Annotated in this window: 28 protein-coding genes, 1 tRNA gene and 2 pseudogenes; 4 read left to right on the top strand and 27 right to left on the bottom strand. The window is 63.8% G+C overall.

Annotated features, from left to right (window positions below):
- Window positions 1-192: 192 nt before the first annotated feature.
- Complete coding sequence (locus tag ACLFKU_RS27645) at window positions 193-1242, bottom strand: oxidoreductase (RefSeq protein WP_410851192.1); 1050 nt, start codon at window positions 1240-1242, stop codon at window positions 193-195.
- Between the two features lie 249 nt (window positions 1243-1491).
- Between ACLFKU_RS27645 and ACLFKU_RS27640 the strand changes: the two genes are divergently transcribed.
- Window positions 1492-3576: a UvrD-helicase domain-containing protein gene (locus ACLFKU_RS27640; protein WP_410851191.1), complete on the top strand. Its 2085-nt coding sequence runs from the start codon at window positions 1492-1494 to the stop codon at window positions 3574-3576.
- Window positions 3577-3693: 117 nt separating this feature from the next.
- Here ACLFKU_RS27640 and ACLFKU_RS27635 read toward each other — a convergent pair whose 3' ends face one another.
- Window positions 3694-4593 carry a c-type cytochrome gene (locus ACLFKU_RS27635; protein ID WP_368585627.1) on the bottom strand — a complete coding sequence of 300 codons (900 nt, stop codon included), beginning with the start codon at window positions 4591-4593 and terminating at the stop codon, window positions 3694-3696.
- A 307-nt stretch (window positions 4594-4900) separates the two neighbouring features.
- On the opposite strand from ACLFKU_RS27635, the gene ACLFKU_RS27630 reads away from it, so the two are divergent.
- Window positions 4901-4976 (top strand) — tRNA-Arg (locus ACLFKU_RS27630).
- A gap of 54 nt (window positions 4977-5030) precedes the next feature.
- Here the strand turns inward: ACLFKU_RS27630 and ACLFKU_RS27625 are convergent.
- The 12 genes and pseudogenes from ACLFKU_RS27625 to ACLFKU_RS27570 all read right to left on the bottom strand — a co-directional run bounded on the left by ACLFKU_RS27625 (window position 5031) and on the right by ACLFKU_RS27570 (window position 11770).
- Window positions 5031-6062, bottom strand: a complete 1032-nt coding sequence (locus tag ACLFKU_RS27625; protein WP_410851221.1) for a tyrosine-type recombinase/integrase — start codon at window positions 6060-6062, stop codon at window positions 5031-5033.
- On the bottom strand, window positions 5975-6391 hold the full coding sequence (locus ACLFKU_RS27620) for a helix-turn-helix domain-containing protein (RefSeq protein WP_410851220.1): 417 nt from the start codon (window positions 6389-6391) through the stop codon (window positions 5975-5977). Before ACLFKU_RS27620 ends, ACLFKU_RS27625 begins: the two co-directional genes overlap by 88 nt.
- A gap of 42 nt (window positions 6392-6433) precedes the next feature.
- Window positions 6434-6829 carry a hypothetical protein gene (locus ACLFKU_RS27615; protein ID WP_410851190.1) on the bottom strand — a complete coding sequence of 132 codons (396 nt, stop codon included), beginning with the start codon at window positions 6827-6829 and terminating at the stop codon, window positions 6434-6436.
- Window positions 6826-9618: a toprim domain-containing protein gene (locus ACLFKU_RS27610; RefSeq protein WP_410851189.1), complete on the bottom strand. Its 2793-nt coding sequence runs from the start codon at window positions 9616-9618 to the stop codon at window positions 6826-6828. Before ACLFKU_RS27610 ends, ACLFKU_RS27615 begins: the two co-directional genes overlap by 4 nt.
- Window positions 9619-9629: 11 nt before the next feature.
- Window positions 9630-9884, bottom strand: a complete 255-nt coding sequence (locus ACLFKU_RS27605; protein ID WP_410851188.1) for a hypothetical protein — start codon at window positions 9882-9884, stop codon at window positions 9630-9632.
- On the bottom strand, window positions 9881-10249 hold the full coding sequence (locus ACLFKU_RS27600) for a hypothetical protein (RefSeq protein ID WP_410851219.1): 369 nt from the start codon (window positions 10247-10249) through the stop codon (window positions 9881-9883). The genes ACLFKU_RS27605 and ACLFKU_RS27600 overlap by 4 nt, the downstream gene beginning before the upstream one ends.
- Before the next feature lie 4 nt (window positions 10250-10253).
- The gene (locus ACLFKU_RS27595) at window positions 10254-10448 is read right to left on the bottom strand and encodes a hypothetical protein (RefSeq protein WP_410851187.1); all 195 of its coding nucleotides are present in this window, start codon (window positions 10446-10448) and stop codon (window positions 10254-10256) included.
- 55 nt (window positions 10449-10503) lie between these two features.
- Window positions 10504-10695: pseudogene (locus ACLFKU_RS27590) on the bottom strand (hypothetical protein); the annotation flags it as partial.
- 4 nt (window positions 10696-10699) lie between these two features.
- On the bottom strand, window positions 10700-10912 hold the full coding sequence (locus ACLFKU_RS27585) for a hypothetical protein (protein WP_410851186.1): 213 nt from the start codon (window positions 10910-10912) through the stop codon (window positions 10700-10702).
- 85 nt (window positions 10913-10997) lie between these two features.
- On the bottom strand, window positions 10998-11246 hold the full coding sequence (locus tag ACLFKU_RS27580; protein ID WP_410851185.1) for an ogr/Delta-like zinc finger family protein: 249 nt from the start codon (window positions 11244-11246) through the stop codon (window positions 10998-11000).
- Window positions 11234-11530, bottom strand: a complete 297-nt coding sequence (locus tag ACLFKU_RS27575; protein ID WP_410851184.1) for a DNA-binding protein — start codon at window positions 11528-11530, stop codon at window positions 11234-11236. Before ACLFKU_RS27575 ends, ACLFKU_RS27580 begins: the two co-directional genes overlap by 13 nt.
- Before the next feature lie 3 nt (window positions 11531-11533).
- Complete coding sequence (locus ACLFKU_RS27570) at window positions 11534-11770, bottom strand: hypothetical protein (RefSeq protein ID WP_410851183.1); 237 nt, start codon at window positions 11768-11770, stop codon at window positions 11534-11536.
- A gap of 84 nt (window positions 11771-11854) precedes the next feature.
- Here ACLFKU_RS27570 and ACLFKU_RS27565 point away from each other — a divergent pair, with 84 nt between their 5' ends.
- Window positions 11855-12286: a helix-turn-helix domain-containing protein gene (locus tag ACLFKU_RS27565; protein ID WP_410851182.1), complete on the top strand. Its 432-nt coding sequence runs from the start codon at window positions 11855-11857 to the stop codon at window positions 12284-12286.
- 48 nt (window positions 12287-12334) lie between these two features.
- Window positions 12335-13054: an alpha/beta hydrolase gene (locus ACLFKU_RS27560; protein WP_410851181.1), complete on the top strand. Its 720-nt coding sequence runs from the start codon at window positions 12335-12337 to the stop codon at window positions 13052-13054.
- Window positions 13055-13089: 35 nt separating this feature from the next.
- Here ACLFKU_RS27560 and ACLFKU_RS27555 read toward each other — a convergent pair.
- The 13 genes and pseudogenes from ACLFKU_RS27555 to ACLFKU_RS27495 form a co-directional block, all read right to left on the bottom strand.
- A pseudogene (locus tag ACLFKU_RS27555) lies at window positions 13090-14123 on the bottom strand (phage late control D family protein).
- Window positions 14120-14545, bottom strand: a complete 426-nt coding sequence (locus tag ACLFKU_RS27550; RefSeq protein WP_410851180.1) for a phage tail protein — start codon at window positions 14543-14545, stop codon at window positions 14120-14122. Before ACLFKU_RS27550 ends, ACLFKU_RS27555 begins: the two are co-directional and overlap by 4 nt.
- A gap of 14 nt (window positions 14546-14559) precedes the next feature.
- Entirely contained in the window at window positions 14560-17214 is a 2655-nt protein-coding gene (locus ACLFKU_RS27545; protein WP_410851179.1) for a phage tail tape measure protein, read from the bottom strand.
- A gap of 6 nt (window positions 17215-17220) precedes the next feature.
- On the bottom strand, window positions 17221-17337 hold the full coding sequence (locus ACLFKU_RS27540) for a GpE family phage tail protein (protein ID WP_028206605.1): 117 nt from the start codon (window positions 17335-17337) through the stop codon (window positions 17221-17223).
- A 32-nt stretch (window positions 17338-17369) separates the two neighbouring features.
- Complete coding sequence (locus ACLFKU_RS27535; RefSeq protein WP_410851178.1) at window positions 17370-17657, bottom strand: phage tail assembly protein; 288 nt, start codon at window positions 17655-17657, stop codon at window positions 17370-17372.
- A gap of 83 nt (window positions 17658-17740) precedes the next feature.
- Window positions 17741-18250: a phage major tail tube protein gene (locus tag ACLFKU_RS27530; protein ID WP_410851177.1), complete on the bottom strand. Its 510-nt coding sequence runs from the start codon at window positions 18248-18250 to the stop codon at window positions 17741-17743.
- A 16-nt stretch (window positions 18251-18266) separates the two neighbouring features.
- Window positions 18267-19439, bottom strand: a complete 1173-nt coding sequence (locus tag ACLFKU_RS27525; protein WP_410851176.1) for a phage tail sheath protein — start codon at window positions 19437-19439, stop codon at window positions 18267-18269.
- A gap of 58 nt (window positions 19440-19497) precedes the next feature.
- Window positions 19498-20139 (bottom strand): tail fiber assembly protein, encoded by a 642-nt coding sequence (locus ACLFKU_RS27520; RefSeq protein ID WP_410851175.1) that lies wholly within the window; start codon window positions 20137-20139, stop codon window positions 19498-19500.
- Window positions 20140-20155: 16 nt separating this feature from the next.
- Window positions 20156-21721, bottom strand: a complete 1566-nt coding sequence (locus ACLFKU_RS27515) for a phage tail protein (protein ID WP_410851174.1) — start codon at window positions 21719-21721, stop codon at window positions 20156-20158.
- A 2-nt stretch (window positions 21722-21723) separates the two neighbouring features.
- Window positions 21724-22266, bottom strand: coding sequence for a phage tail protein I (locus ACLFKU_RS27510; protein WP_410851173.1), 543 nt, complete (start codon window positions 22264-22266; stop codon window positions 21724-21726).
- On the bottom strand, window positions 22259-23173 hold the full coding sequence (locus ACLFKU_RS27505) for a baseplate J/gp47 family protein (protein ID WP_410851172.1): 915 nt from the start codon (window positions 23171-23173) through the stop codon (window positions 22259-22261). Before ACLFKU_RS27505 ends, ACLFKU_RS27510 begins: the two co-directional genes overlap by 8 nt.
- Window positions 23170-23532, bottom strand: a complete 363-nt coding sequence (locus tag ACLFKU_RS27500) for a GPW/gp25 family protein (RefSeq protein ID WP_410851171.1) — start codon at window positions 23530-23532, stop codon at window positions 23170-23172. The genes ACLFKU_RS27505 and ACLFKU_RS27500 overlap by 4 nt, the downstream gene beginning before the upstream one ends.
- On the bottom strand, window positions 23529-24188 hold the full coding sequence (locus ACLFKU_RS27495) for a phage baseplate assembly protein V (RefSeq protein ID WP_410851170.1): 660 nt from the start codon (window positions 24186-24188) through the stop codon (window positions 23529-23531). Before ACLFKU_RS27495 ends, ACLFKU_RS27500 begins: the two co-directional genes overlap by 4 nt.
- Window positions 24189-24399: the final 211 nt, after the last annotated feature.

The raw sequence follows: 24399 nt of genomic DNA, 5'->3' as shown, positions 1-24399 counted from the left end.
TCGATTACTACCTCGCTAGCAACGGATGACGAGGAACGCCCGCTGACTCGGCAGCGGGCGAATTTGTAACGTTATGTTCCTTTCTGGAACGTCAGGAAAGCCCCCCGCCGACGGCCTGCGCGGCGCGAAAGGTCATCCCGTTTTCGGTACACAGACCGCGCGAGCACGGTGCGACGCACAGCGATGCAAGGCTCAGCGAATGCGCTCGAACGGCAGCCGCACGCCCTGCTCGGAGCTGCGCGCGGCCAGTTCGATGATCGTCATGACGTCGACCGCGTCGCGCGTGCTGACCGGGAATGCGACGCCGTTCTGGATCGCGTCGGCCAACGCAATATAGAAGCCTGCGTACTCGCCGTTGCGGGTCGGCAATTCGCGCTCGACTTCCTGGTCGCCTTCGAGCACGCGCAGCACGCCTGGCGTGTTGCCGGCGCCGAAGCCTGCGTCGCCGGGGCGCAGGCCGGCTTTCAGCTGATCTTCCTGGGTGTCGAGGCCGTGCTTCACATAGCTGCCGCGCGTGCCATGGATCGCAAAGCGCGGTCCCGGCAATGCGGTCAACGCGCTTGCATGCAGCACGACCTCGAACTCCCCATAGCCGAGCTGGATGTGCACGTAGTCGGGGGCGCTTGCGTCGTCGCGATGCGTGCGCACCGTCGCCGAGACGGTCTGCGGTGCGCCGAAGAGGGCGAGCGCCTGGTCGATCAGATGCGGACCGAGATCGAACAGCAGACCGCCGCCGCGCGTCGCGTCCTCGCGCCAGCGCTGACGCACGCCCGGCCGGAAGCGGTCGAAATGCGATTCGTAGTGCGTGACGCGACCGAGCTCCACGCGCGCGAGCAGATCGCGCACGGTCAGAAAATCGCCGTCCCAGCGGCGGTTGTGAAAGGGTGCGAACAGCTTGCTGCGGGCGAGCGCGATATTCGCGAGAGTGTGGGCGTCGGCGGCGCTCAGCGTGACAGGCTTGTCGACGACCACGTGCTTGCCGGCTTCGAGCGTGCGGCGCGCGAGGTCGAAGTGGGTGTCGTTGGGCGTCGCGATCACGACGCAGTCGATGTCGTCGAGCGCGAGCAGCGCGTCGAGATCGGCGACGATCTTCGCGTGCGGATAGTCGGCGTGCGCGCGCTCGGATTGCCCGGTCGCAATCGCGGCGACGCTCGCGCGTCCGCAATGTTCGATCACCGGTGCGTGAAACGTCGCGCCGGCGAAGCCGTAGCCCATCAATCCAACCTTCAGCGATGCGGACATGCGATTCTTCCTGGAGGAACGGCGCGCCGCCTTGCCACCGCGGCAGCGGCGCGCAATCACATCATTGTGGCATTTGCGGGCTGGACCGGGGGCTGAGCATCACCCCATTGCGGGGTCCATCGCGGTTGTCCATGTTAACATCGCACCTCTCGCGCGCATCGAGCCGCGCAGCATGCCCCGGGCCTTCGGCCGGCGCTTCCCGCCAGTCCGACCTCAGCGGCCCTCAACCGTATTACCCATCCACAAACGATGTCCGCAGGCCTGAACCCCGCTCAAAGTGAAGCGGTCCGTTATCTCGACGGTCCCTGTCTCGTGCTCGCCGGCGCCGGCAGCGGCAAGACACGCGTGATCACGCAGAAAATCGCGCACCTGATCGAAGCGAAGGGCTTCGAGCCACGCCACATCGCCGCCGTCACGTTCACGAACAAGGCCGCGGCGGAAATGCGCGAGCGCGTCGGCAAGCTGCTCGAGGGCAAGACGCTGACCGCCCCGGGCAAGGAAGGCCGCAAGGTGCCCGTGAACCAGCTGACGGTGTGTACCTTCCACTCGCTCGGCGTGCAGATTTTGCGGCAGGAGGCGGAACACGTCGGCCTGAAGCCGCAGTTCTCGATCATGGATTCCGACGACTGCTTCGGCATGATCCAGGAACAGGTCGGCTCGACGGACAAGGGCTTCATCCGCAAAATCCAGTCGATCATCTCGTTGTGGAAGAACGGCCTGATCATGCCCGAGCAGGCGATCGCGACCGCATCGACCGAGGACGAGCACCAGGCGGCGATCGTCTATCGCAACCACGTGGCGACGCTGCATGCGTATCAGGCGGTCGATTTCGACGATCTGATCCGCCTGCCCGCCGAACTGTTCGCGAGCAACGAGCAGGTGCGCGACCGCTGGCAGAACAAGCTGCGCTATCTGCTGATCGACGAGTATCAGGACACCAATGCGTGCCAGTACGAACTGGTGAAGCTGCTGGCCGGCAAGCGCGCGGCGTTCACGGCGGTCGGCGACGACGACCAGGCGATCTACGGCTGGCGCGGCGCGACCCTCGAAAACCTCGGCCAGCTCGGCAAGGATTTTCCGAATCTGCACCTGATCAAGCTCGAGCAGAATTACCGCTCGACGGTGCGCATCCTGACCGCCGCGAACAACGTGATCGCGAACAACCCGAAGCTGTTCGAGAAGAAGCTGTGGTCCGAGCACGGCATGGGCGACACGATCACGGTGACGGGCTGCAACGACGAGGAGCACGAGGCCGAGTCGGTGGTGTTTCGGCTGTCCGCGCACAAATTCGAGCGGCGCGCGAATTTCCGTGACTACGCGATCCTGTATCGCGGCAACTTCCAGGCGCGCATCTTCGAGCAGGTGCTGCGCCGTGAACGGATTCCGTACGTGCTGTCGGGTGGCCAGTCGTTCTTCGACAAGGCCGAGATCAAGGACATCTGCGCGTACCTGCGTCTGATCGCCAATGCGAACGACGACCCCGCGTTCATCCGCGCGATCACGACACCGCGTCGCGGCGTCGGCAATACGACGCTGGAGGCGCTCGGCGCGTTCGCGGGCCAGGCGAAGGTGTCGCTGTTCGAGGCGGTCTACATGGGCGGCATCGAAGCGCGGCTGTCGCCGCGTCAGATCGAGCCGATGCGCGCGTTCTGCGACTTCATGCAGCGCCTGACCGACCGCGCGGAGAAGGACGCGGCAGGCACGCTGCTCGACGAGCTGATGGAAGCGATCCACTACGAAGCGTATCTGTACGACGCGTTCGATGAACGCCAGGCGCAGGCGAAGTGGCAGAACGTGCTCGAGTTCATCGAGTGGCTGAAGCGCAAGGGCACGAAGGAGGAGCCGGCGGCCGGCAGCGAGGCGACCGGCTACGACACCGCCGACGGCCTCGGCGACACCGGCAAGAACCTGCTCGGCCTGATCCAGACGGTCGCGCTGATGTCGATGCTCGAAGGCCGCGAGGAAGATCCGGATGCGGTGCGGCTGTCGACCGTGCATGCGTCGAAGGGGCTCGAGTATCCGCACGTATTTCTGGTCGGCGTCGAGGAAGGCATCATGCCGCATCGCGGCGGCGCGGACGACGAGCCGATCGACGACGCGCGCATCGAGGAGGAGCGCCGGCTGATGTACGTCGCGATCACGCGCGCGCAGCGCAGCCTGCATCTGAACTGGTGCAAGAAGCGCAAGCGGGCGCGGGAAACGATCGTCTGCGAACCGTCGCGCTTCATCAACGAAATGCTGCTCGACGATGCGCCGCCGCCGACGCCGGAAGAAGCGCCGATGTCGCCGAAGGACCGGCTCGCGAGTTTGAAGGCGCTGTTGCAGAAGGCGTGAGCGGGCGGCGCTTCGAGTGGCCGCCCGGTGCGGTTGCTTGTCATTGCGTACAAAAAAATCCCTGCATCGCGTTAGCGCATGCAGGGATTTTTAGTTTAGCGGCCGATGCCGCCCGTTTTACTTCACCGCGCTGACCATATAGTCGACCGCGGCCTTCACGTCCGCATCCGATGCATTCGAGCCGCCCTTCGGCGGCATCGCGCCCTTGCCGTGCAGCGCGTAGTTGTAGACCGTGTCCATCGAGTCCTTCAGGCGCGGCGCCCATGCTTCCTTGTCGCCGAACTTCGGCGCGTTCAGCACGCCGGCCGCGTGACAAGCCTGACATACCGACTGATACAGCGCCTTGCCGGCCTGCGAAGCATCCGCGCTTTGTGCGCCGCCCGCTGCCGGAGCGGGAGTCTGCGGCACGCTCGCCATGGCGGCCATCGCCGCGGCGGCCTGGGCCGCGCCTGCATCCGATGCGGCTGCCGTGCCGGATGCCGCAGCGGCACCCGATGCCGCCGCCGCGCCCGCCGCCGGCTGCGCCGGCTCGGGGAAGCTCGCGCCCGAATTGTTCGCCATATAGACGACCGCGCGCGCGATCTCGAAGTCGCTGTAGTCGTCGGGGCTGGTGCCGCCGCGCGGCGGCATCGCACCCTTGCCGGACAGCGCGGTGTGCCACAGCGTGTCGAAGCCTTGCGCGATGCGCGGCGCCCAGTCGGCGGTGTTGGTGAATTTCGGCGCGCCTGCGGCACCCGACGCGTGACACGCCGAGCAGACCGCCTTGTAGACTTCCTCGCCGGTCTTGTAGACGCGCGGGGCGTTGGCGTCGCGGATCTCGACCTGGGCGATCGGATGGATGCGGGAGGTGACTTCGGCTTCGGAGAGGGAGTCGGTGCCGGCGCCGGTGCGTGTCGAATTATCGACGTAGACGGCGAGCAGAACGATGATGATGATCGGCACAGCAAACCCGGCGATGACCGCGGCGATGAGCTGTGCTGGGGTTTTGATCGGGGCTCCGTGTGGTGCTTCGCTCATGCTTGTCTCGTCTCCGTGGGTATGTGAGCGGTACAGCGCGACGGCAACTTCTTGTTCTTTGTCAGCCACGGACGATTATAGACGCAAGGTTTCGGCGGCGGCGAGGGGGCCTGGAGGGTGTTCAGCAGGCGTTTACCCGGATCGGCATGCACGATGACAGGGCTCGGGGAAGACGCTGAGGCGGGCGTCGGAGGCCGTCCGGTGGACGGTTCGGCTGAAACCGGGTATGCTTGCGGTCTCTCGCGTTGGCGTCGAGTCCATTCTGGTTGTCGCGCTTTCGTGTTAAGTCCCCGCAGTTTGTAGTGATGCGCCCGTAGCTCAATGGATAGAGTACTGCCCTCCGAAGGCAGGGGTTGCTGGTTCGATCCCAGCCGGGCGCGCCAAGCCTGATAAGGCTTTCAGCGGTTTCCCCTCTTCGTCGGGCTCCGACATTGCAGCTAGATTGCAGCTAACTTCGGTCCAGGCAGCTCCGTCAGCGGTGTCACCCAGTGCGTCAGGTGCTCGGCTGACAGATGCGCGTACCGCTGCACCATCTCCAGCGTTTCCCACCCACCGAGTTCCTTCAGCACCTGTAGCGGTGTGCCGCGCTGAACATGCCAGCTCGCCCACGTGTGCCGCAGATCGTGCCAGCGAAAATCGCGGATGCCGGCACGCTGCGATGCCTTTGTCCACGCGGCCGTGACGGTCTGATAGACCGGCTTGCCGTGGTAGACGAAGACACTGTCGGCGTACTCCGGCAAGCGCTTTTTGCCGATCTGCTTTCGCAGTACGGCGATCGCTGTGTCGGACAGCGGCACGGTGATCGCCCTGCGCGCCTTCGCTTGGTCGGGGTGAATCCACGCAACCCGCCTTACGATATCCACCTGCGACCACTGTAACCCCGTCACGTTGGATCGCCGTAGCCCAGTCTCGAGGCTGAACCGCGCCATGTCCGACAGATGCTGGGGCAGTTCGGCGAGCAGGCGCGCGGCCTCGGTTTGTGACAGAAACCGGATGCGCCTTGCGACGACCTTCGCGCGTTTCGTGACCGGCGCGCGGTCGATCCACTCCCATTCGACGGCCGCATTGAGCACGGCTTTCAGCACACCGATGACGCGATTCACAGTGCCGGCGCTGACGGTCTTGCCGGTTTCCTTGAGGCCGCGTTTTGTCCGTATGACGCGGCGTTCCCTCCTCTTGATCTGTGCGATCGCGTCGATGCGATCGCGGTCAATGTCGGCCAGTGCCACGCCCGACAGGTGCTGATCCAGCCATCGCAGATGGGTCTTCGACGTTTCCAGGCTTGGGAGCCCTTCGCGATCGCTGACATACCGGACAACGGCATCGTTCCAGGTGTAGCGTGGCTTCAGTCCCAACCGGGCCTGATTCCAGAGGTCCACCTTCAACCGGTCGTGGAACTCCTGGGCCTGTTCCTTGTTGCTGGTGCCAGTGCTTCCTTGTAGCGGCGTTCCGCCGCCAGGGGGGTACAGCTTGTATTGCCAGTTCGGACTGGACTTTCGTTTATAGAGCGACATTTCTTTACTTCCTCCTGCTGATCGCCCTGCACAACTCGCGGAATCCATTCTCCGGCGAGGTAGCGCTGCAGGGCAATCACCGAAAACATCCAGCGCTTGCCAACCTTCCGGCCGGGCAGCGCGCCGGCCTTCACCTTCAGGCGCACCGTCTCGGGGTGCGCGCCAAGGATCGTCGCCGCAGCGGGCAGGTCGACGGTGGCTGCCCGCGCGGTTTCGGCCGTTGGCGCAGGGGAGGCACACGCAGCGCAACTCGTGGACTGATGGTTTGCGTGGAATTGATCCATAACCGGCTGATTTTTAAAGATTTGTTGTGCCATCAATTGCCATCATTCAACCGTGGCAACCCCCGGAAACTCATGGCCCAAAAAATAGGCAGCGTGCGCGACTGATGGCAAAACAGCCCCGACTCGTGGCACGGGGTAATGGCCGATTGCTTGCTCTTCTTCGTACTCTTTCTTCTTCTTTTTCAATGAATTAGAGAGAGGGAAGAAAGGGGCGGCGGCGACATGCGCCGAAGCCGGACTCGTGGCAAAAGCCGCGTGACTCGTGGCAAATCCGGGGTGACTCGTGGCGGCACTCGCTTCAGGAATCAAGGACTTAGGTGCGTGCCCACCCAAAATCCACGGGTTTTCTGCGCTACCTGCCTGCCCCCAGCGGCAAAATCCGCTTGTTGCCCCGGTGCGGCGGTTGCCTCGGTTCTGTTGCGACGATTGGCGCTTCATGCGTGACCTCCCTGCAGGGCGTCGGTGGCCAGGTCCTCGCGCACCGAGACGTGTAGCCCGAACGCGGCAAGGCGCCCAAGCGAAACCGGCGTGAGATAGGGCACGCGGCGGGTGTAAATGCGTCGCTCGACCTCCTTCTCGCCGACCACGACGCCCGCGTGCTTGAGCTGCGCCTTGAACACACGGTCGGACTTCACCGGCAGGCCGTTCCACTTGTCGCGCAGCGCGCTCGTGTGGGCGATGTGGTCCATCACGTGGCCCGTGCGCAGCAGAAGACAGAACTCGCCATCGACGGTGTCGAAGGTGAATGGGTGCTTGTAATTGCCCCCGTCGATTTCCGAAAGGACGGTTTCCATGATCCAGACCCACGGCTCGCGATCGGCGCTCGTCTCGGCGATGTGGCCGTTCATTTCGGTCAACAGATCGCGCGGGAAATCGCCTTCGCTCGCGTCCATGCCGGCGAACTCGCACAGGTAGCGCCAGGCAAGTGCGACGGCCGCGTAGTTTCCTGCCATGCGCTTTGCGCCGTCGTCCTGGCCGCTCGCGCGGCAGTTGGCGAGCGCCTTGTCGCGCAGCGCCGCGTATTGATCGAGCACGGCGCGCTTGTCGAGACCCGCAAGGAATTCCAGCCACTGCCGGAGCGGGAAGCGCGGCAGGTCGTCGGGCAGCAGCGGCCCACGCTTGCCGGTGAGCGTGGTGCGCACAAGCTTGCCGAGCAGACTGCGCACCGGCACATCCTCGCCCGCGAGCATCACGGGCGCGCACAGCAGGTATTCCGTCATGTCGCTACCGCGGCGTGTCACCGTGTACTGGTAGTTCTCCTGCAGCAGCCCGACCGCCTTGTCGATCACGTCCTGCCGGCGCGCCGACAGCTCTTCCCATCCGACCGGGTGGCTGGTGTGGCTGATGCTGGTGAGCAACCGGAACTCCGTCTGCAGCGACTGCCCTGAGAACATCGTGAATGCCAGCGAGCGCTCAAGACGCTTGATGAGCGTCGACTTGCCTGCCCCCTTGTTCGCCTGGATGGTGATGTGCGGCCAGAAGCCTAGCAGCGCCTTCAGGTGCCCGCCGAGCGCCCACACAAGCGGGATGGTGGCCGCGTTCTGTTTGAACGTCGCCTGATAGGCCGTGATGACGCGTCGAGCGTCGCCAATCGGACCGCTCGGAAACGTCAGGTTGTGATACGGGCACTGCTTGTCGGCCTCGGTGAAGTAGCAGTCCGGGCCTTCGTTCACGATCAGGCTCCCGTCGCGCCAGGCGAGCCCGACGAAGTTCGCGGCCTGCCGCGCGCCGAGATCCGCGCCGCGCTCCAGGATGTTCACCATGCGTTTGAACGGCGCCGGCGCCCAGATCGGTCCGAACTTGCCCCACTGGTCGACGTTGTGCAACTGGTCGTCGAGCATCACTCGGCGGATGAGCTGCGCGCCGTGGCGCGGGGCCTGTACCGACACGGCGAAATAGACGGTGGGCGCCTGATCGGCATCGCCCGTCATCGTCGACGTTGCGCTCGCGACGGACACACGGCTGATGGCGGCGATGCGAAAGCCGCACAGATCGGTCGTGACGGGTGTCTCGACGCCGGATTCCTCGTTCCGGTCCATCTTCGTGATGTAGCTGGTGAAATCGGGGCGCACGCGGAAACGCCAGTACTGCGCGAAGTCGTGCGATGGCAGGAAGATGCGCGGCCGGCCGCGGCGCGTGGCATCGCCCGGCATGCCGGCGATGAGCCACGGCTCGATCTGTTCGAGTGCGCGCGCCAGCTCGGCAGCGCCGCGCAGCTGCAGGTAGTCGTTCACGTCGTTGATGGGCCGGCGGGTCTTTTCGCCGTCTGCCAGATCGGCGAGCCACTCGGCCTGGTCGACGAGCACGGCGCTGATGTTGAGCGCCGTAAGCCGTTCGTAGAGCGCCCATGCCGCCTCGGGGCCGGGGCGGTGGCCGGCGCGCGGGTGGTTGTCTGCGAACGGCTCGTCGTTGTCCATGCAGATGACGACCTGCCTGCCGCGCAGCGGCGAGAAGTCGACGGCGTCGACGTTGGCGAGGCCGCGCAGCGCGAACGCGGCAGTCCCGGGCAGCGCGCACGTATCGATCGATAGCGCGTTGATCGCGCTTTCGACGATGACCACGCGCCGGGCCTTGCCGAGGCGGCGGGGGTCGGCGGTCCAGAAGTATCCGGACTTGTCGCCCTGCGTTTGGGTTTTGACGCCGCCGTTCTGCGCGGGGTCGAGATAGCGCATGTCGACGGCTACGACGCGGGCCTCGCCGGGCGCGCGCACGATGAACGCGGCGGCCGGCCCGCCGTGACCGACCTCGCCGGCGGCGATCTTCGGGCTCGCCCACGTGTTGAATCCAAGCGAGCGGGCGGCGATCGCTGTGTCGATCGCCTCGGCCGAGATGCCACGGCCGGCGAGATACTCGCGCACGCGTTCTCGCTCGGCGAAACACCGGTCGGCGATGTATTCGACGGTCGATTTCTCGCGGCGCTCGCCTGATTCGGGACGGTCGGCCGGAATGCCATAGGCGTCGTGCAGATAACGCACGGCGTCGGCGACAGTGCCACCGCGCACGTGCATCACGAGATCGATGCACGAACCGCCGACATTCGCGCTGTGGTCACGCCAGCCGGTGCCGTGCTTCGGGTGATTCACGTAGATCGACAGGGACGGGCTCCTGTCGTCATGCAGCGGTGAATGGTAGAGCGCGCGGTCGCCGCCGCGGCCGCGCTTGAGGCCGAGGCGGTCTGCAAGGTCGTGCAGGTCGATTCGCTGTTTCAGTTCGTCGATTGTGGCCATCGTTACATGTGTTACTGAGGTTGCTGCGGGGATGTTTCAGCCGGGTTACCGCTTGTCGAGGGGCTGAACACGAGGGTATGAAGGGCGTTCGAGGACTCGGGGAACGCAAGGGCGAGACGGTCGCTCAGCGCGGCGACAAACAGGCCGAGCGTGCATTGGCGCTGCAGGCTGCCGGGCCGGTTGTCGAAGCGCAGCGTGTCGGCGGCCGCCTTGATCGCGGCCAGTAGTGCCGCGTCGTGCGGCGCGGTGTAAGCGGTGGGTTTCATACGTGTTTCTCTCCCAAGATTTCGAGCCGGTTGCGCGCGAGTTGGCAGCTGGCGAACTGGAAATCGGCGCGCGCGGACGTCGCCTCGTCGAGCATTTGCCGCAGGCGGCGGCGATTGCGCTCAAGGTTCGTCGTCGCATGCATGACCGCGGCGGTTCGCGTCGTGCCAGTGCCGGCCTGCATGCCCGACGCGAGGTGCGTGACGACCCACTTTTCAGGGTGGCCATCCGTAAGGTGGCGCTCGGCGTGGATGCCGAATGTGGCGCCGGCATCGTTCGGAATGACGACGTGCTCGCCGGAGACAGTGCGCGGGCCGGCGGAGGTGAGCAGCTCGTAGCGGATGGCAGGGGCGTATGTCGAGCTCATCGCATCACCCACGAGGCGGAACGGACCACGCCAGCGCGGTAATCAGCGTTACGAGCGCACAAGCCGCGAGCGCCAGCGACAGCAGCGGCGCATTGCGCAGCTCGAACTGCCGAAGCATGCTTCCGGCAGCGAGAGCCATGCCGGTGAAAGAAGAGCCGAGCATCAGCAACAGGCCGATGCTGAAAACGCAGGTTTTCATGATGGTGTCGTTCCCGAGAAAGTGCGCCGGCGGCCGGCGCGGAATATGAGGCGTCGTCGTTCGCAGCGAGGCGCTTCGCGTCGATTGAATGGCGCAAACGTGTCTGCACACGGTCCTGCATCGCGCGAGCGGCGGATTCCACGACAATGCGCACGGCGCGGTGGCGCATCGCCATGTCGAAATCGCCGACCATGCGCAGCCGATGCCAGGCCGCGCGCAACTCAAGGTCCGTGATCGGGGAGCGCATGCCATCAATGCAGGACGATGGGACTGAGAACCGGCATGCCAGCGTCGGCATCCCAACGGCAGCCGAGCACGTAGCCGAGACGGCGCGCGGTGCCGACGAAAACGAACGGATCGATGTCCGCATGCCAAAGCGTGCGCAGGTAATCGTGGCGCTGTTCGAGCGGAAGGCTCGCCGGATCGAACGGCATCACGATCGGCGTAGCGGCGAGTGTGGCCATGTGAATCTCCTTTCTTCGGGCAAAAAAAGCCCCTCGCGCCGCTAAGGCACGATGCGAGGGGAAACAGAGGAAGCGGGTTAGGGCGCTAGACGGGCAGCTCGAGCTGTTGCGCGAGGCGTTCGCGCACGTGCGGCGAGAGCGGTAGGCTGAGCGATAAGTTGGGCGTAGCCGACGGTGACAGCGTGCGGGCGAACTCCATGTTCACGACATAGGTGTGGCCGCACTCGGGGTTATTGCATTGATAGGTAACTTCGCGGAAGGTCAGCGACATTTCACGGCTGCTGCGTGCGGTGGCGCGCGCGCGGCAGTGGGGGCAGCGGTTCAGGATTCGCATGCGGACCTCCCAGGGCGGCATTCGCCGTAGCCGCGGCGGGCGCATTCGCAGTGCACGCCGACTTCGCCGAGCGTTGCGACGGCATCAAGATATTTGCGCGTGACGAGCACGAAGCCCACAGCGGCCACGAGGGTATCGATCTTGTCGATCACGACACCTTGCCCGCCGCTCAGGAAGCGACTGACCTGGGAATCGTCCCAGCCGAGTGCAGCTTGCACGTCTTGGCGTTTCGGGCCGTGCAGCGCCTGGCGCAGCGCAGGTTCTATGAGGGCAGGGGTACGCATGGTTCAATACCTCGCACAAAGCGTTGAGTGCGGTTGCGTTGCTTCGTTAGTAGTCTTTGCCTTGTAGCTTTCAATGCCTTCGAGATAGATCAGGCGCGCGACGCTGGACGTCGAGCGGTTCTGGGCGGCCGACAGTTCTTCGAGTTGTCGGCGCTCTTCCGGCATTAGCCTCATGTAGACGGGCTTGCTGGAGAGGACGCCGCGCGGCGAGCGCGTGACTGGGGTTTTTTTGCGAAGCATGGCGGTATACTTCCTGTCATTAACCTTGCACAAACCAGATATTACACACCGTTTGGTGTGTATGCAATATGTAAAGCAAACCAAATGGAAAGCGTCGGCGATCGGTTGCGCGCAGAGCGCAAGCAAATGAATCTGTCTCAGCGTGCATTCGGTGAGCGCGGTGGCGTCACGGAGAAGACCCAGGTGCTGTACGAGAAGGGGGAAAGGGCGCCGGATGCAAACTACCTTTCCCGAATCTCGGGGGTGGGGGTCGACGTGCTGTATGTCCTGACCGGTCGACGCGACACTTCAACTCTCACGGCCCTTGAGGCGGATTTGGTACGTCGGTTCCGTGAAGCGCCCGACGCAGTGCGTGTTGCAGCCCTAGCGGCCCTTGCGGCCGGAGCGGCACCCGCCAAATATCAGCAAGACTTCAAAGGCGCAAATATCGGACAACAGGTCAGTGGCGACGTGACCGGTTCGTTCTCGATCAATATGGGTTCCGGGCGGAAAAACCGGCGTAATGCCCAAAGCTAGGTACGGGTAGCATCAGCGGCAAGGCCAGCCGCAGGAGAACAAGAATCGATGGTGCAGAAGTTCAGCGGGGAGGTCGGGCAGGTTGCCGGCCGAGATGTGAAGTCCAGTAATGCACAAGCCAACGTCAATATCCACCTTCACAACGGAGCGGAGTCAAGGCGATACATCAGCGATCGCCAGCGACGCGCAATCGCGGCAAAGGTATTCGAGCTTGAGGCCCAGACCGGCGTTGAAAAGCTGATCGTTTACCGTCGTCTGATGACTCGGTTCAAGTTCCAGAGCATGGACGAAATGCCGCGCGATCTGTTTGAACGCGTGGTGCGCTATCTCGATGGGTGGCTTCGAAACGGAACTGCGGATCAGGCGGCGGCGTCGCATGCCGATCCGGCGAGTAAGGAAGGGATTCCCGCCGCTCCTTCACAGGTGGCTCCGATCGAGCAGCAAGCCAGCGGCGCCGCTCTGGCACCCTTGGTCATGGAGGCCGAGTTAGTGCATGCGCCGCGTCAGAAGAAGCAAACGCCCTGGCTTGCGATTTCGCTAACGGTAGCCGGGACGGTGAGTCTATTGGCCGTGTTGTCCGTTGTGGCACATCGCCCGAGACATGACACGCAACTTCAAACAGCCGCCCCGCCGCCGCATTGTGAGTATGCCGGCAACCGATACACGCTAGGCAGCATCGTCAAGCAAGAAGGTCTTCGGCAGCGTTGCGAGGCGACGGGAGATAATCCTGCCGAATGGCAGCCGCTAGCGTCAGTCGGCCGGCGATAGCCCGAGCCCGAGCGACAGCCACAATCGGCTCTTCCCTACCCGCCGCGGCGAAAGTGAGCGCGGTGCCGCTTGCTCGTCGGATCGTCGCGCACTTCGAGGTCGAGTTCGCACGTATAGCCCGCGTCTGTCAGCTCGTGCCGCACTTTTTTCACGAGCCATGATTCGTTGTCGATATCGGGCTTGAAGCCGTTGAGATAAACGGGCACTTCCGGGTAGAGGTCGGGCCGGCCGAGCGCGAGCGTGTAACTCATGGTCGCCTGGCTGCGCTGCGTGCGATTGAGTTCGGCCGTTGCAGCGGCGCGCGCCTCGGCCTCGGTCGGGTATGTCTCGGGCAAAACCTTGATGCTGTGATTGTTCTCGCCTCCGACGACGACAGACTTGCGTTTCGCGCGGCCGGTCGCGTGATACATCGCGCGCACGCCGGCATAGTTCTCGCGCTCCGATACGTGGTAACGGTGCCGGTCGCCTTCGCGGCGCGTCAGCTCGATCGACGTGAGGGGCTTGCCGCTTACGCTCGTGCCGTGTCCGATCGGCATGAAAAGCAGGTGCGAATCCTTCACGTTCATCACGGCGTCGTATCGCTTCGCGACGCGCGTGAGAAACGACATATCTGACTCGTGCGTTTGGTCGATGTGCGCGATCACGATTTTCGAGAGCGCATCGGCGACGGCCGCTTTCAGGTTGTGCGCGCCGGCGATCTTGCGCACGATCGCGCCGATCGTCTCGCCGTGCCAGCTCCTTTCCTTTCGCTCGCTCATGGCGTTCGTCATCGAGGCCGACCGCGCCTGAATGGTGATCGTGTCCGGTGCGCCGGCGTGTTCGACTTCGTTGATCGTGAAGATCCTTTATCGACGAGGCCGGTGTCGGCCCATCCGATCGACACGCGCACGACTTCGCCGCGCTTCGGGAGGGCGAGCCGGCCGTCTGTATCGTCGAGCGTGAGCATCAGCGTGTCGGCCTCGTCGCCGCGTGACTCGTCGAGCGACAGGCTCACGAGGCGCGGCGCGATCTTGCTCGTCAGGTCGTTTCCGTTGAGCGTGATTTGATAGATCGGAGTCGGTTGTTTCATTGCGCCTCGTCCTTCGCCGGCTCGGTTTTCGTTTTCACGAGGCCATCATCGACACGCATCAGGCTCAACGTGAATTCGACGCGCCTCGGCGTGCCGTCCTTCTGGTGCAGCGTTTGCCCTTCGTCGAGGCCTTCGATCACGAATGCGCCGTACACATTGCCCGAGCCATCGACGAGCGCATAGGCGTCGCCATCGTCGCCCATGTTGCGCAGCTCGGTAAGCGACGACAGCTTGCCGATACCTTGGCCGGGGGCAAACCAGCCCATTAGGGTGATTGCGTCGTCGCCCTGGCCGGTGTATTGCCGCGCGTCACGGCCGCCGACGCGCGAGGTGTTGCGATGCTTCCAGCTCGTGCGCCGTTGCAGCTCTTGATAGGCGAGGGTCGGCAGACTGAAAACGAACTGCCCGAGGGCCATCATCATTGCAATATCTCCGGTTAATCGGACAGGCGCGAGCTAACGCGCGAGGCCTTCTTGCGCTCGATTTGCTCGATCGCCTGGCGCACCTGATTCGCGATCTCTTTCGGGTCCGCGCCGGTGATGTGAAAAATGTATTGATCGCCGCCGGCCGCCGATGCCGCGCCAGCCGCAATGCCGGCCGCTTGGCGGGCTTGCAGGGGCGGCCGGGTGTCAATGGGTACGCCGGGGCCGCCGGCGGCCTGTGCGGCCCCTGTGCCGGCGAATGAGGTCGCCGCGAGCGTCGCGAGGCCGACCGCAGCTTTCGCGATGCGCCCTTGCTCGCCTTCCATGCCGATCGCCGCGCCCTGGGTGATGAACCCGCCCAGCTCGCCGAACACGCGCGACGGGCTATGAATGCCGAGCTTTTCCTTGAACCATGTGACGGTATTGCTCGCGACGTTGGTGATCGCATCTTTCACGGTCCCGAGGCCATTCGTGATGCCGTTGACGAGGCCCGAAATCAGGTTCGCGCCAAACTCCGAAAACTTCGCCGGCATGTCGATGCCGAACCATCGCAGCACGGCCGCAAAGGCCTGATAGAACAGGCCGAGCGGGGACCAATTGACGATCAGCGCGCCGATACCCGAAAGGCCGCCGGCGAACGCCTGTTGAATGTCGCCCCATAGGCCGGCGAAAAATGCCTTGATCGGCTCCCAATAGCGATAGATCAGATACGCGCCGACGGCGATCGCCGTGATCGCGAGGCCGATCGGGTTCATCAGCATCGCGCGGCCGGCAAACATGACGCTGCGCCCGAGGAATCGCCACGCGCCCGCCTGAAGTGCGAGCACGCGCGAAAGGATGCCGCCTTGCATGCCGAGCGCCGTCATGCTGAATTTGACGAGCGCGAGCGGGCCGAGCACGCCGGCGAGCGCGATCGTGAACATGCCGCCGCCGACGAGCATCGCGGCGAGCGCGGCGAGCGTCACGAGCACGACTTGCGCGGCCGTGCTGTGCTCTTTCATGAAACCCGTGACGCGATCGAGCAGGCCCGCCGTGAGCGACAGGCCGGCGTTATAGATCGGCGAAACCTTCTGGCCGATTTCGAGCTTGAGGTCGCGGATTTTCGCGAGGGCTTCGAGTTCGCGGCCTTGCGTCATATCGCGCGCCTTCGCCGCCCCTTCGTCGATGCCGTCAGCGCCGGCGTTGAGCCGTTCGTTTTTGTGGATTTGATCGCGCTGCATGTACATCGTCGTGAACAGGTTTGCAGCGGTGCGATTAGTGAAAATCGTTGCGATCGTGTCCTTGATCTTGTTCGGGTCGGTGATGCCTTTCGCGGTGAGGCTCGGCAACAGTACCTTTTCCATCCATTCGAGCGGCGAGGCCTTGAGGATGTCGCTACCCTTGAGCGCGCCCGTTTTGAAGTGGTTGACTTGCCCCATCTTGTTGTACTCAACGCCGTCTTTCGAGATGAGGCCGAGGCCGACGAGCTCGCGCGCGGCCTTCACGGTCGTCTTGCCCTGATAGACGTTGTTATAGGCCGACATGAGGCCCGTGCCGACAGCGTGCCCGCCCATTTCCTGAATAAGCGGCTCCATCTGGTAGAAAAACGCGTCCTTGCGCATCTGTTTCGCCGCGACGCCGCCGGTTTGGATGAACTGCATCCATTGATCGCCGCCGACGCGGCCGCCGGTCGCGGTAATCACCTTTTGCACCATGTTCGCTTCGTCCTTGAACGTCGCTTCATCCTTGGTGCCGCCGCGCAGCTCGATCACCTTCAGCATGTTCATGAACTTCTCTTCGTTCGCGTGTCCATCCTCCGCGCCGAACAGTGCTTCGTTCGTGAATTTCATTTTGGCGAGCGTCGGCATCACCATTTGCGCATGGTGCTCGTCGGCGAAAATCGTCAGAGAATCGCGCATGAGCGTCAGATTGTCCGTTGTGCTCGTGCCCATTTGCTTCATCGCTTTCGCGTACTTCACGGCGTCGGCCGTCGCGTGATCGCCCAGGCCGAGGGCCTTGATACGCACGGCTTCGCTTTCGAACGCCTTCGATTGGTCGAGCGTTTCGGACAGGTCGCCGATGATGTGCGAGCCGGCCGCCTTCGCGGCATAGCCGGCGACGGCCATATTCGCCGCGGTGCCTTGCAGTCGGCCCATTTTCGCGCGCGCCGCAGCCATTGCCTTTTCGCGCTGCGTGAGCTGTTCGAGCTTCGACACTTGCCCGTCGATGGTGCCGCTCGTCGCGGCGATGCTCGCGCGCAGCTCGCGCTCGTGCTGCGACAGGTTGCGCGTGCTGATACCCGCGCCGGCGAGGCGCGTGCGCAGCTCGTCAACCTTGGCGGCCTGTTGCTCGTGCGATCGCGTGAGCTGCGTAACGCTGCGTTTCGCCTTCTCAAAGTCGGCGATCATTTGCCGGCTCGGCGGCCCGAACGAGCGCAGGCCGCTGGCCAGTTCCTTCACGCGGGTTTGTGCTGCGCCCAGCTCGCGCGAGGTGCCGGCGAGGCCCGAGCGCATTTCGCGAAACGTTGCAACGTCCTTTTGCGCCTTGTTGAGCCGCCCGAGTTCGTCGCGTGACTCCTTGAGCGACTTAGCGAGGCCCTTGTTACCCGCCATGATGTTTTTAAGGGGCTTCGTCGCGCCGTCGATCATGTCGAACAGCACGCGCAATTTGAGGTCGTTGCCGTTTGCCATCGTGTTCTATTCCGTTCCGCTTCGTGCTCGCGCTCGCTCGCGCCATTCAGCCAATTCGACGAGGGTGAAGTCGTGCATATCGCGCGGTGTCCAGCCTGTGAAAACCGTCGCGATATCGGCCATCGCTTCTTCGACCCTATCGGGTATGCCGTGCTCTACAGAGCACGCTTCGGCAGCAAAAAACCGGCGAACACGACCCCCAGTTGAACGAGGTCGGCCGGGTCGAGCTGTTGCACGTCGAATTCGGTGAGCGTCGGCGACGAGATGCGCGGCAACACCTTGCCGAGCGCGTCAACGTCCAGATTCACGAGCGCGTTGAGCGACGTGCCGCGCAGCTCGCCGGACGCCGGCTTGCGCAGCGTGATTTCGGTGATGGACGGGCCGCCGTTGCGTTCGAGCGGGGCGTCGAGGGTGACGGTGTTCTGTTTGGCTTGTTCGGTCATTTGTTTCTCTGTTCTGTTTTGGTGGTGTTGTGCGCGCCCGGCATGTCAACCGGGCGCGCGGGGCAGGGTGTCGAGCTGGGCGATTACAGGCCGATCGCGTTGCGCAGCTCGGAAAGCAGATCAGCGCCGTTCACCTTCTCGATCATGTTGATAAGGTCGATTTCGACGAGCGTTTCGCCGTTGATGGACAGCTTGTAATAGCTGCACGAGGTCGATACCTTGAACGCCGTATCGTCGCCGGGTTTCGCGTTGCCGAAATCGAGTTCCTTGTGACGGCCGCGCACGACGATTTCAACGGCGTCGGGCTTCGCCGTATCCTCGGCGCGATACGCGCCGGCGAAGCGCAGTTGCACGCCGTCATGCGTCGTGATGCCGTACTGCGCGATAACCGAACGCATGAGGCCGCCGCACGTCCATTCGAGCGTGATCGCCTCTTGCCCTTGGTCGATATCGACGGGGCCATTCATGCCGCCCCCGCGATAGGCCTCCATCTTTCGCGTCAGCTTCGGGGGCGTGATTTCGGCCACCTGGCCAACGAAATTCTCGCCGTTGTGAAACAGGTTGAAGGCCTTGAGCTTTTTCGGCAGTGCCATGTTCTATTGCTCCTAGTTAGGCCGAAATGCGCGAGGCGAAATCGGCGAGGTAACGGTCGGTGATGCGTTGGCGCAGCATCAGGTTTTCGATCGGGGGCACGGGCGTATAGTCGTAGTCGATCGCGAGCTTGCCGGCCTTGAGCGAATCCTTGTCGTTCGCGCTTTCGTCGAACCATGCTTCGCCGCCGATGAGATAGCCGTTGCGGATCAGCTCGCGGAATTTCGCGTTGATGCTCTCGATCATGTCGCGCACGAGCGACGGGTGTAGATCCTTGTCCACATACAGCATGTGCGCCTCGGCCATCGTGTCGGCGAGCACTTGCGCGGTGCGCGTGTAGTTCTCGAACGCGAACAGCGGATCATCCGAACAGGTGCGCGAACCCCAGAAGCGATAGCCCTTCGAATTAACGAGCGTCGTCACCTGTTGCTCGTTCAGATAGCCCGCATCGGTCGCCGGGTCTTGCAAGTCCCAGAAAACATCGCGGCTGATACCCGTGACGCCGTTGACGCCGACATTCGAAAGCGTCTTGTGCCAGCCCGTTTCCTCGTCGATCTTGGCGCGCAGGCCGAGCGCGATCGCCGTCGCGTCAACCGTGTCATACGCATTCGTGCTCGTGTTCCAGCCGACGAAATCCGGCCAGATCACCATCAGCTCGCGTTGACTGAATTGCTTGCGGTACGTGGTCGCCGCTTCCTTCGTTTCGCAGCCGTTCGCCGACACATAGCCGAACCCGCGCAGCTTTTGCGCGAGCGTGCCGAGCGCAGTTGCGACGGGGTTCGTGTCGAGGCCAGGAGCGCCGAGAATGCGCGGCTTCACGCCGAGGCGCGATTGCGCGGCGAGTAGTGCTTGCATGCCGGTGAAACGGCCGCTCGCGTCGGTCTTGCCGATAACGTTGCTCGTCGTCGCGGCGTCGTCGTTGCCTTCTGCAACGCGCACGACGATCGTGACGGGCTTCGTTTGCGCCGAGATAGCGTCGAGGGAGCGCGCGAGCGTGCCCTTGTCGCCGGCCTTGCCGAGCGCCGCTTGCACGTTCGTCACGAGCACGGGCGTATCGAGCGGGAACATATCTTTGTCAGCATCGAGGCCGGTCGCCACGAGGCCGACAACGGCCGTTGATACAGTTTTAATCGGGCGCGTGCCTTCGTTGATTTCCAACACGCGTACGCCGTGGTGATAGTCGGTTGCCATGTGTGATCCTCGTTAGGGGCAGTGAAAGGGCGGGTTGCAGCTCGCGACGCTTGCGGCGTTACGCGGGTTCGTCCGGGGTTTCGCTCGGGGCGTCCGGTTCGGGTTCGGGTTCGGCCGGCTCGGCCGGGGGCACGTAGGGGGCGGGTTCGTCGGGCCACACAATCGCGTCGGGGAACGTGTCCAGCTCGAGCACGCGAACAAGGGCCATCTGATACGCCGACCATTCCTTGAAGTAATACTTTTGCTCGGCGTCGAGCAGGCCGGCCGCGAGTGCATCTGACTTGCCGGCGTTGCGGGTGCGAGCAGCCGAGAGGCGACGTTCGAATTCGGCCATTGCCGCCGCGCGCTTCTCAGCCGCGACGGCCGCCGGGTCGATTTCCCATTGATGGTTACCCCAAACGTATTTATCCGAGGGGCGCGGCGTCTCGGTGAGGCCGCTTTCTTCGGGCGTGATGCCAGCGATCAGGATTTCGGCCGCCGCGCCGGTGTCGCGGCGATACAGCAGCCGGCCGCGCCAGTCGGGCAGCAACTTCCATGCGCCGTTGAGGTAGAACGGCCATTCGAGCGGGCCGCGTGCCGGCAGCTCGTCGGCCGTGCTGAATGCGGGCACGAGCCAGCGGTCGAGGTTGAGCGGGTCGGCGTCGGCCAGGCGGCTAGAAAGGTATTGGCCGGTCTGATTGTCGTATTGGTGAATGAGCATGGGTTTCCCTTCAATGTCAGTAAGCGCGGATCATTGCCAGCATTGCGACGCTTCGCACGCGTACCTCGGTGCCGCCGTCTGCGTTGACGGTGATGCCGTGCGAGTGCCCGCCGGCCCCGTTCATGGAAACGTTGTGGGCGTGGTTGGCGTCGCCGTAAATGCCATGGTTGTGGTCGCCCTGCACGTCAGTTCCGATCCAGCCTCCGGGGCCGTTTCGCGCGATTTCCTGCCCTTCTCGGCCGAAATCGGAACCTTGGTTGACGATGCCTTTCATGTTCGTGTTGTGGCTGTGTGCGCCGCCGCCGGTCGTGCCGCCGCCGTGGTTGTGAAAGCCTTGTGCGTCAGTCCATGCGCTGTGCGCGTGATCGCCGACCCATGCCGAACTAGCGCCGTGTGCGTGCGAACGGTTCTGGCTGTCTTGCCACGCGCCGATAGCGCGCCCCGAGTCCACGCCTCGGCCGTCATCCCAAAAGCGCATGTATTCGCCGCGCAGCTCGGGGATTCGAAAGGTCGTCGTGCCATTGCCCGACGAGAAACAGCCGAAATTGTTCGCCGACCATTGCGCATCGGTGACGAGTGCGCCGCTCGCCTGTGCGTAGGCCCACAAGGCCGGATAGTCGGCGCGATTCAGCGTCGCGCCGTTGAGCTTGAGAAAGCCGGCGCGCGCGCTCGTGCGTGCCTCAATAACGATTTGCCCGACGAGCGCACTTGATACGGTTGCCAATACCCATTCAGTCGTTGCGACTCTCTTCGAGTTGTCGGCGGCCGGCGGTGTCTGTGCGGTAATCAGGCCGGCGACTTGGAGCAGGCCGACGCCATCATCGGCAGTAGAGCCGACGAGTACCTTGCCGCCCCACGGCGCAATGCCGATGTTCTTTTTCGTCAAGTTGCCGCTATCCATCGCTTCGATAGACAGGCCATCAAAGTTCGCGACAGAAAGGATTGATGCACGAGTCGCGCTTTGTATCTTCGCCATGCCTATAACGGCAGGGCCATCCGTCGAAAAATCCGTCGCTTTCACGGGGCCGGCGAAAGTAGCGCCCGTGAGAGCTGCGTATCGACTCGCGGCCGTCTTGGGCGTGAGTGCCTTTGCGGCATCTGCGCCGGCATCGACTTCGGCTTGCGTCGCGAGCTGGATCACGCCTTGGCGTTGCGTAGTCGCCGGCGGGTTCGTGAAAGTCGCGTCGCCGAAAACGAGCTGCGCGGCGTCGATCGTCGCGAACTGCACATCGGCCGAGAGCAGCAGCATCGCGGCCGGCGACTTCTCCATGATTGGCGTTGCTTGACCATAGGCCGCGAGCAGCACGCCGTTTTCGAGGTACAGGCCGAACCCGTACAGCGTGAATTGATCCTCGGTGTCGTCTTTCAACGTCACATGGATCGTGTCGGCCGCGACGTTCTCGCCGGCGAACGTCTTGATGCGCTTGCGCTCATTCGGCAGGGCTTTCAATCCCTTGTCGGCGGTGAAGGGGGCAGACACGAGGCCGATTTCGACGATCTTGCGTGCGGTCGTGCCGTCATTGCCTTGCGCAACGAGCGCGGCGCGGCCAATGTCGGTAACGGTGATGAGTGTTCCGGCCATGTTCAGATATCCGAGAAAGAAAGACGGCGATACAGCACGGGCCGAACGGCCGCCGCGACACGCTGCACGCCTTGCATCGAAAAGCCTTGCGTGAAGGTGTAGTGCGCGCGCACGGGCTTCGTGCGGTCGATTTCCGCGATGATGTCGGCGACGAGTTCAGCGGTCGGCGCTTCGCCGTTACGCGAACTGACTGTGAGCACAACGTCGAACGTGCCTGGCGTGCCGCGCGGCGTTTGCTCGAACCATTCGCGCAGGGCGATGTTTGCGCCGAACGCGGCGACAACCTGCCGAACGGCCGCGGCCGTGCCGTTCTTGCGCGCGATCGGAATCGCGGCCTTCACGCGGGCGCGCTTCGTTTGCTCGGGCCAGTAGTCTTTCCATGCGTCGATGCCGAGGTGCCACGCGAGCCACGGCAGCAGCGGCAGCGGGATCGCGTCGGGGTTCATCAGCACGGCGAGCGGCACGGGAATGTCGCTGATTCGTGCGCCGACGCGCGCAAGGTTGCGCTCGGCGGCCGACGAATTCGGGGCGAGCAGATCACTCATTGTTGTAAATGCCCCCGTCTTTCAGCTCGATAGACGTGCAGTAAGCGGCCTCCATCTTCGATATCGGCATGTCGGCGGCCGGCTCGTCGAGAATCACCTTTTGCACGCCGGCCGGTCGCGCAGCGGCATAGATGCCGTCTTTCGTGATTTCCATGCCGAGTTTGTGCATCTCGTCGGCGTAGGCCTTCACGCGCTTGTTTGCCTCGGCGAGTGCGACAGAGCGATCGGGGCCGGCGAAGAAAATGAGGGTCGCGCGAATCGCGTATCGCTTGATGGTCGCGCTGCGCGTCGTCACGAGGTCCGTGAGCGGGCGCTTGTCGTCGGCCGACAGCGCAGCTTGCACCTTGTCGAGCAAGTCGCGCTCGGCCGTGCCGTCGCCGAGGCGCGACAGGACCGTAACGACGACTTCGCACGGTGCAGGGCTAACCGCAGAGGCATCGAGCACGCGGCCGTCAGCGTTTCGGGCGAGCGAGATATATGCCCCCTCGGGACCGGCGACGGAAAACCCTTGCGGCGCGAGCTGCGTGCGCGCGCGCAAGTCGGTGTCATCCTCATATACGCCGTCGATATCGTTGACCGGATCAGGCGCGACGATCGTTTGCCGTTCGATTTCGAACAGCGCGGCGAGGTGTTCGAGGTCTGTGCCCTTCGCGTATGCCAGCATGACGGCGCGCGCGGAATCGTTGACGCGTTGGCGCAACACGACTTCGCGATAGGCGTTTTCCTGCAAAACGATGTTCATCGGCTCGGATTCGAGCGCGAGCGCCGCCGCTACATCGGCCTGTTGGTCGGCCGGGTAGAGCGACACGAGTTTCGCCTTGCGCGCGGCGAGCAGCGTTTCATAGTCGATCGTTTCGACGATATCCGGCGAGGGCAGGCGCGACAGGTCGATCGGGGTCGCGCTCATGCTGCACCCCCGTTCGTGAGCTGCACGCGCGTCGATACCGGATCGCCGGTTTCGGTAGTCCAGCCTTCAAGATCGACGTACTGCACGCCCTGGCCGGCTTCCGTCGCCTCGGTCGAGAGCTGCACGCGCGTCAGGCGCAAGCGTGGCTCCCATTGCATCAGCGCGGTCGCGGTCGCGGCATACAGGCGCACGCGCGTCGTGTCATTGTTCGGGGCGTCGATCAGCTCGGGCACTTCGGAACCAAAATCACGGCGCGCGAGGCGCGTGCCGAGCGGTGTCGTCAGAATCTTCGTGATTGACTGGCAAAGGTGGGCGAGGCCGGTCGTCGGGCGGCCGGTCGTGGCGTGCATTCCTCTCATTTGATCGGCTCACTCGTCGGGGCGTTAGCGCCCTGTGCTTGGTGTTTGTGTCCAGGCAGGCTCACGCCTTGCGATTTCACTTCGCCCGTGAAGTCGGCCGCGCCGTCGATCTTCACCGTCGAGCCGCCGCCGCTCCCGCCGGTGCCAGTCATTCCAGCTTGGAAAGCAAAGGGGCCTTTCACGGTCATCGAGCGCGTTACCTCAACGTCAGCGTCGAGCGTCATCTTGTCGGCCTTGACGGTCGCCTGTTTCGTGTTGACGTTGACCGCGCCGGGGGCCGTAATGTTGACGGTCGCGCCGGCGGGCAGCGTGACGTTAAGAACATGGGCGGCCATGTCGTAGGCGATGCTTGCGCCATCGCGATAGACGCGCATGTGTGTCGCCGGGTCGGTGCTCGGCGGGGGGAAATCTTCGGAATAGAACCCGCGCAGCGCGACGGCTTGCGCAGGGTCGCCGCTCGGGCACAACAGCATGACCCCTTCGCCGATCGAGGGCGCGAGCCACTCGATCGTTTCGCCGGCGAACGGGATGAACCATTGAATCCAGTCGGTATGTAAATCGCCGCTTTCCACGCGGCAGAGCGCGCCAGCGACGGCCTCAACCGTCCCTTTGCGGATACCGTTCTGAAATTGGCGTGAGGATTCGTTTGTGTTCATGTCGGCAATGTTGCCGACAGCTCGCGCGAGTTGCGAGCGACGCCGTTTGTGAGTGCTTCGGGTACAAAAAAGCCCCTAAATATAGGTAATGCCGTTCAGTTAAGGTCTTTCCGAAGATATCGAACGGTATAGCGAGCAGGACGGGACTTGACGGCCCGGTCGCATTGTCGACCGGGCCGTTTTACGTTGATGAGCAGCTTGAGGTGTTCAC

Source organism: Paraburkholderia sp. EG304 (assembly GCF_046543485.1).
Classification (GTDB): domain Bacteria; phylum Pseudomonadota; class Gammaproteobacteria; order Burkholderiales; family Burkholderiaceae; genus Paraburkholderia; species Paraburkholderia youngii.
The sequence above is the reverse complement of the archived record's forward strand: the minus strand, read 5'-3'. Positions and strand labels throughout refer to the sequence as shown.

What these genes read in the sequence shown, in the direction of transcription:
- ACLFKU_RS27645 (WP_410851192.1), bottom strand. Translation starts at nt 1,242, where the DNA reads ATGTCCGCATCGCTGAAGGTTGGATTGATGGGCTACGGCTTCGCCGGC.
- ACLFKU_RS27620 (WP_410851220.1), bottom strand. Translation starts at nt 6,391, where the DNA reads ATGGATCAATTCCACGCAAACCATCAGTCCACGAGTTGCGCTGCGTGT.
- ACLFKU_RS27580 (WP_410851185.1), bottom strand. Translation starts at nt 11,246, where the DNA reads ATGCGAATCCTGAACCGCTGCCCCCACTGCCGCGCGCGCGCCACCGCA.
- ACLFKU_RS27635 (WP_368585627.1), bottom strand. Translation starts at nt 4,593, where the DNA reads ATGAGCGAAGCACCACACGGAGCCCCGATCAAAACCCCAGCACAGCTC.
- ACLFKU_RS27530 (WP_410851177.1), bottom strand. Translation starts at nt 18,250, where the DNA reads ATGGCACTGCCGAAAAAGCTCAAGGCCTTCAACCTGTTTCACAACGGC.
- ACLFKU_RS27600 (WP_410851219.1), bottom strand. Translation starts at nt 10,249, where the DNA reads ATGAGCTCGACATACGCCCCTGCCATCCGCTACGAGCTGCTCACCTCC.
- ACLFKU_RS27510 (WP_410851173.1), bottom strand. Translation starts at nt 22,266, where the DNA reads ATGAGTGATCTGCTCGCCCCGAATTCGTCGGCCGCCGAGCGCAACCTT.
- ACLFKU_RS27565 (WP_410851182.1), top strand. Translation starts at nt 11,855, where the DNA reads ATGGAAAGCGTCGGCGATCGGTTGCGCGCAGAGCGCAAGCAAATGAAT.
- ACLFKU_RS27550 (WP_410851180.1), bottom strand. Translation starts at nt 14,545, where the DNA reads ATGATGATGGCCCTCGGGCAGTTCGTTTTCAGTCTGCCGACCCTCGCC.
- ACLFKU_RS27610 (WP_410851189.1), bottom strand. Translation starts at nt 9,618, where the DNA reads ATGGCCACAATCGACGAACTGAAACAGCGAATCGACCTGCACGACCTT.
- ACLFKU_RS27505 (WP_410851172.1), bottom strand. Translation starts at nt 23,173, where the DNA reads ATGAGCGCGACCCCGATCGACCTGTCGCGCCTGCCCTCGCCGGATATC.
- ACLFKU_RS27640 (WP_410851191.1), top strand. Translation starts at nt 1,492, where the DNA reads ATGTCCGCAGGCCTGAACCCCGCTCAAAGTGAAGCGGTCCGTTATCTC.
- ACLFKU_RS27540 (WP_028206605.1), bottom strand. Translation starts at nt 17,337, where the DNA reads ATGGCCGATATCGCGACGGTTTTCACAGGCTGGACACCGCGCGATATG.
- ACLFKU_RS27595 (WP_410851187.1), bottom strand. Translation starts at nt 10,448, where the DNA reads ATGAAAACCTGCGTTTTCAGCATCGGCCTGTTGCTGATGCTCGGCTCT.
- ACLFKU_RS27575 (WP_410851184.1), bottom strand. Translation starts at nt 11,530, where the DNA reads ATGCGTACCCCTGCCCTCATAGAACCTGCGCTGCGCCAGGCGCTGCAC.
- ACLFKU_RS27515 (WP_410851174.1), bottom strand. Translation starts at nt 21,721, where the DNA reads ATGGCCGGAACACTCATCACCGTTACCGACATTGGCCGCGCCGCGCTC.
- ACLFKU_RS27535 (WP_410851178.1), bottom strand. Translation starts at nt 17,657, where the DNA reads ATGACCGAACAAGCCAAACAGAACACCGTCACCCTCGACGCCCCGCTC.
- ACLFKU_RS27545 (WP_410851179.1), bottom strand. Translation starts at nt 17,214, where the DNA reads ATGGCAAACGGCAACGACCTCAAATTGCGCGTGCTGTTCGACATGATC.
- ACLFKU_RS27520 (WP_410851175.1), bottom strand. Translation starts at nt 20,139, where the DNA reads ATGCTCATTCACCAATACGACAATCAGACCGGCCAATACCTTTCTAGC.
- ACLFKU_RS27525 (WP_410851176.1), bottom strand. Translation starts at nt 19,439, where the DNA reads ATGGCAACCGACTATCACCACGGCGTACGCGTGTTGGAAATCAACGAA.
- ACLFKU_RS27560 (WP_410851181.1), top strand. Translation starts at nt 12,335, where the DNA reads ATGGTGCAGAAGTTCAGCGGGGAGGTCGGGCAGGTTGCCGGCCGAGAT.
- ACLFKU_RS27495 (WP_410851170.1), bottom strand. Translation starts at nt 24,188, where the DNA reads ATGAACACAAACGAATCCTCACGCCAATTTCAGAACGGTATCCGCAAA.
- ACLFKU_RS27605 (WP_410851188.1), bottom strand. Translation starts at nt 9,884, where the DNA reads ATGAAACCCACCGCTTACACCGCGCCGCACGACGCGGCACTACTGGCC.
- ACLFKU_RS27500 (WP_410851171.1), bottom strand. Translation starts at nt 23,532, where the DNA reads ATGAGAGGAATGCACGCCACGACCGGCCGCCCGACGACCGGCCTCGCC.
- ACLFKU_RS27585 (WP_410851186.1), bottom strand. Translation starts at nt 10,912, where the DNA reads ATGGCCACACTCGCCGCTACGCCGATCGTGATGCCGTTCGATCCGGCG.
- ACLFKU_RS27615 (WP_410851190.1), bottom strand. Translation starts at nt 6,829, where the DNA reads ATGAAGCGCCAATCGTCGCAACAGAACCGAGGCAACCGCCGCACCGGG.
- ACLFKU_RS27570 (WP_410851183.1), bottom strand. Translation starts at nt 11,770, where the DNA reads ATGCTTCGCAAAAAAACCCCAGTCACGCGCTCGCCGCGCGGCGTCCTC.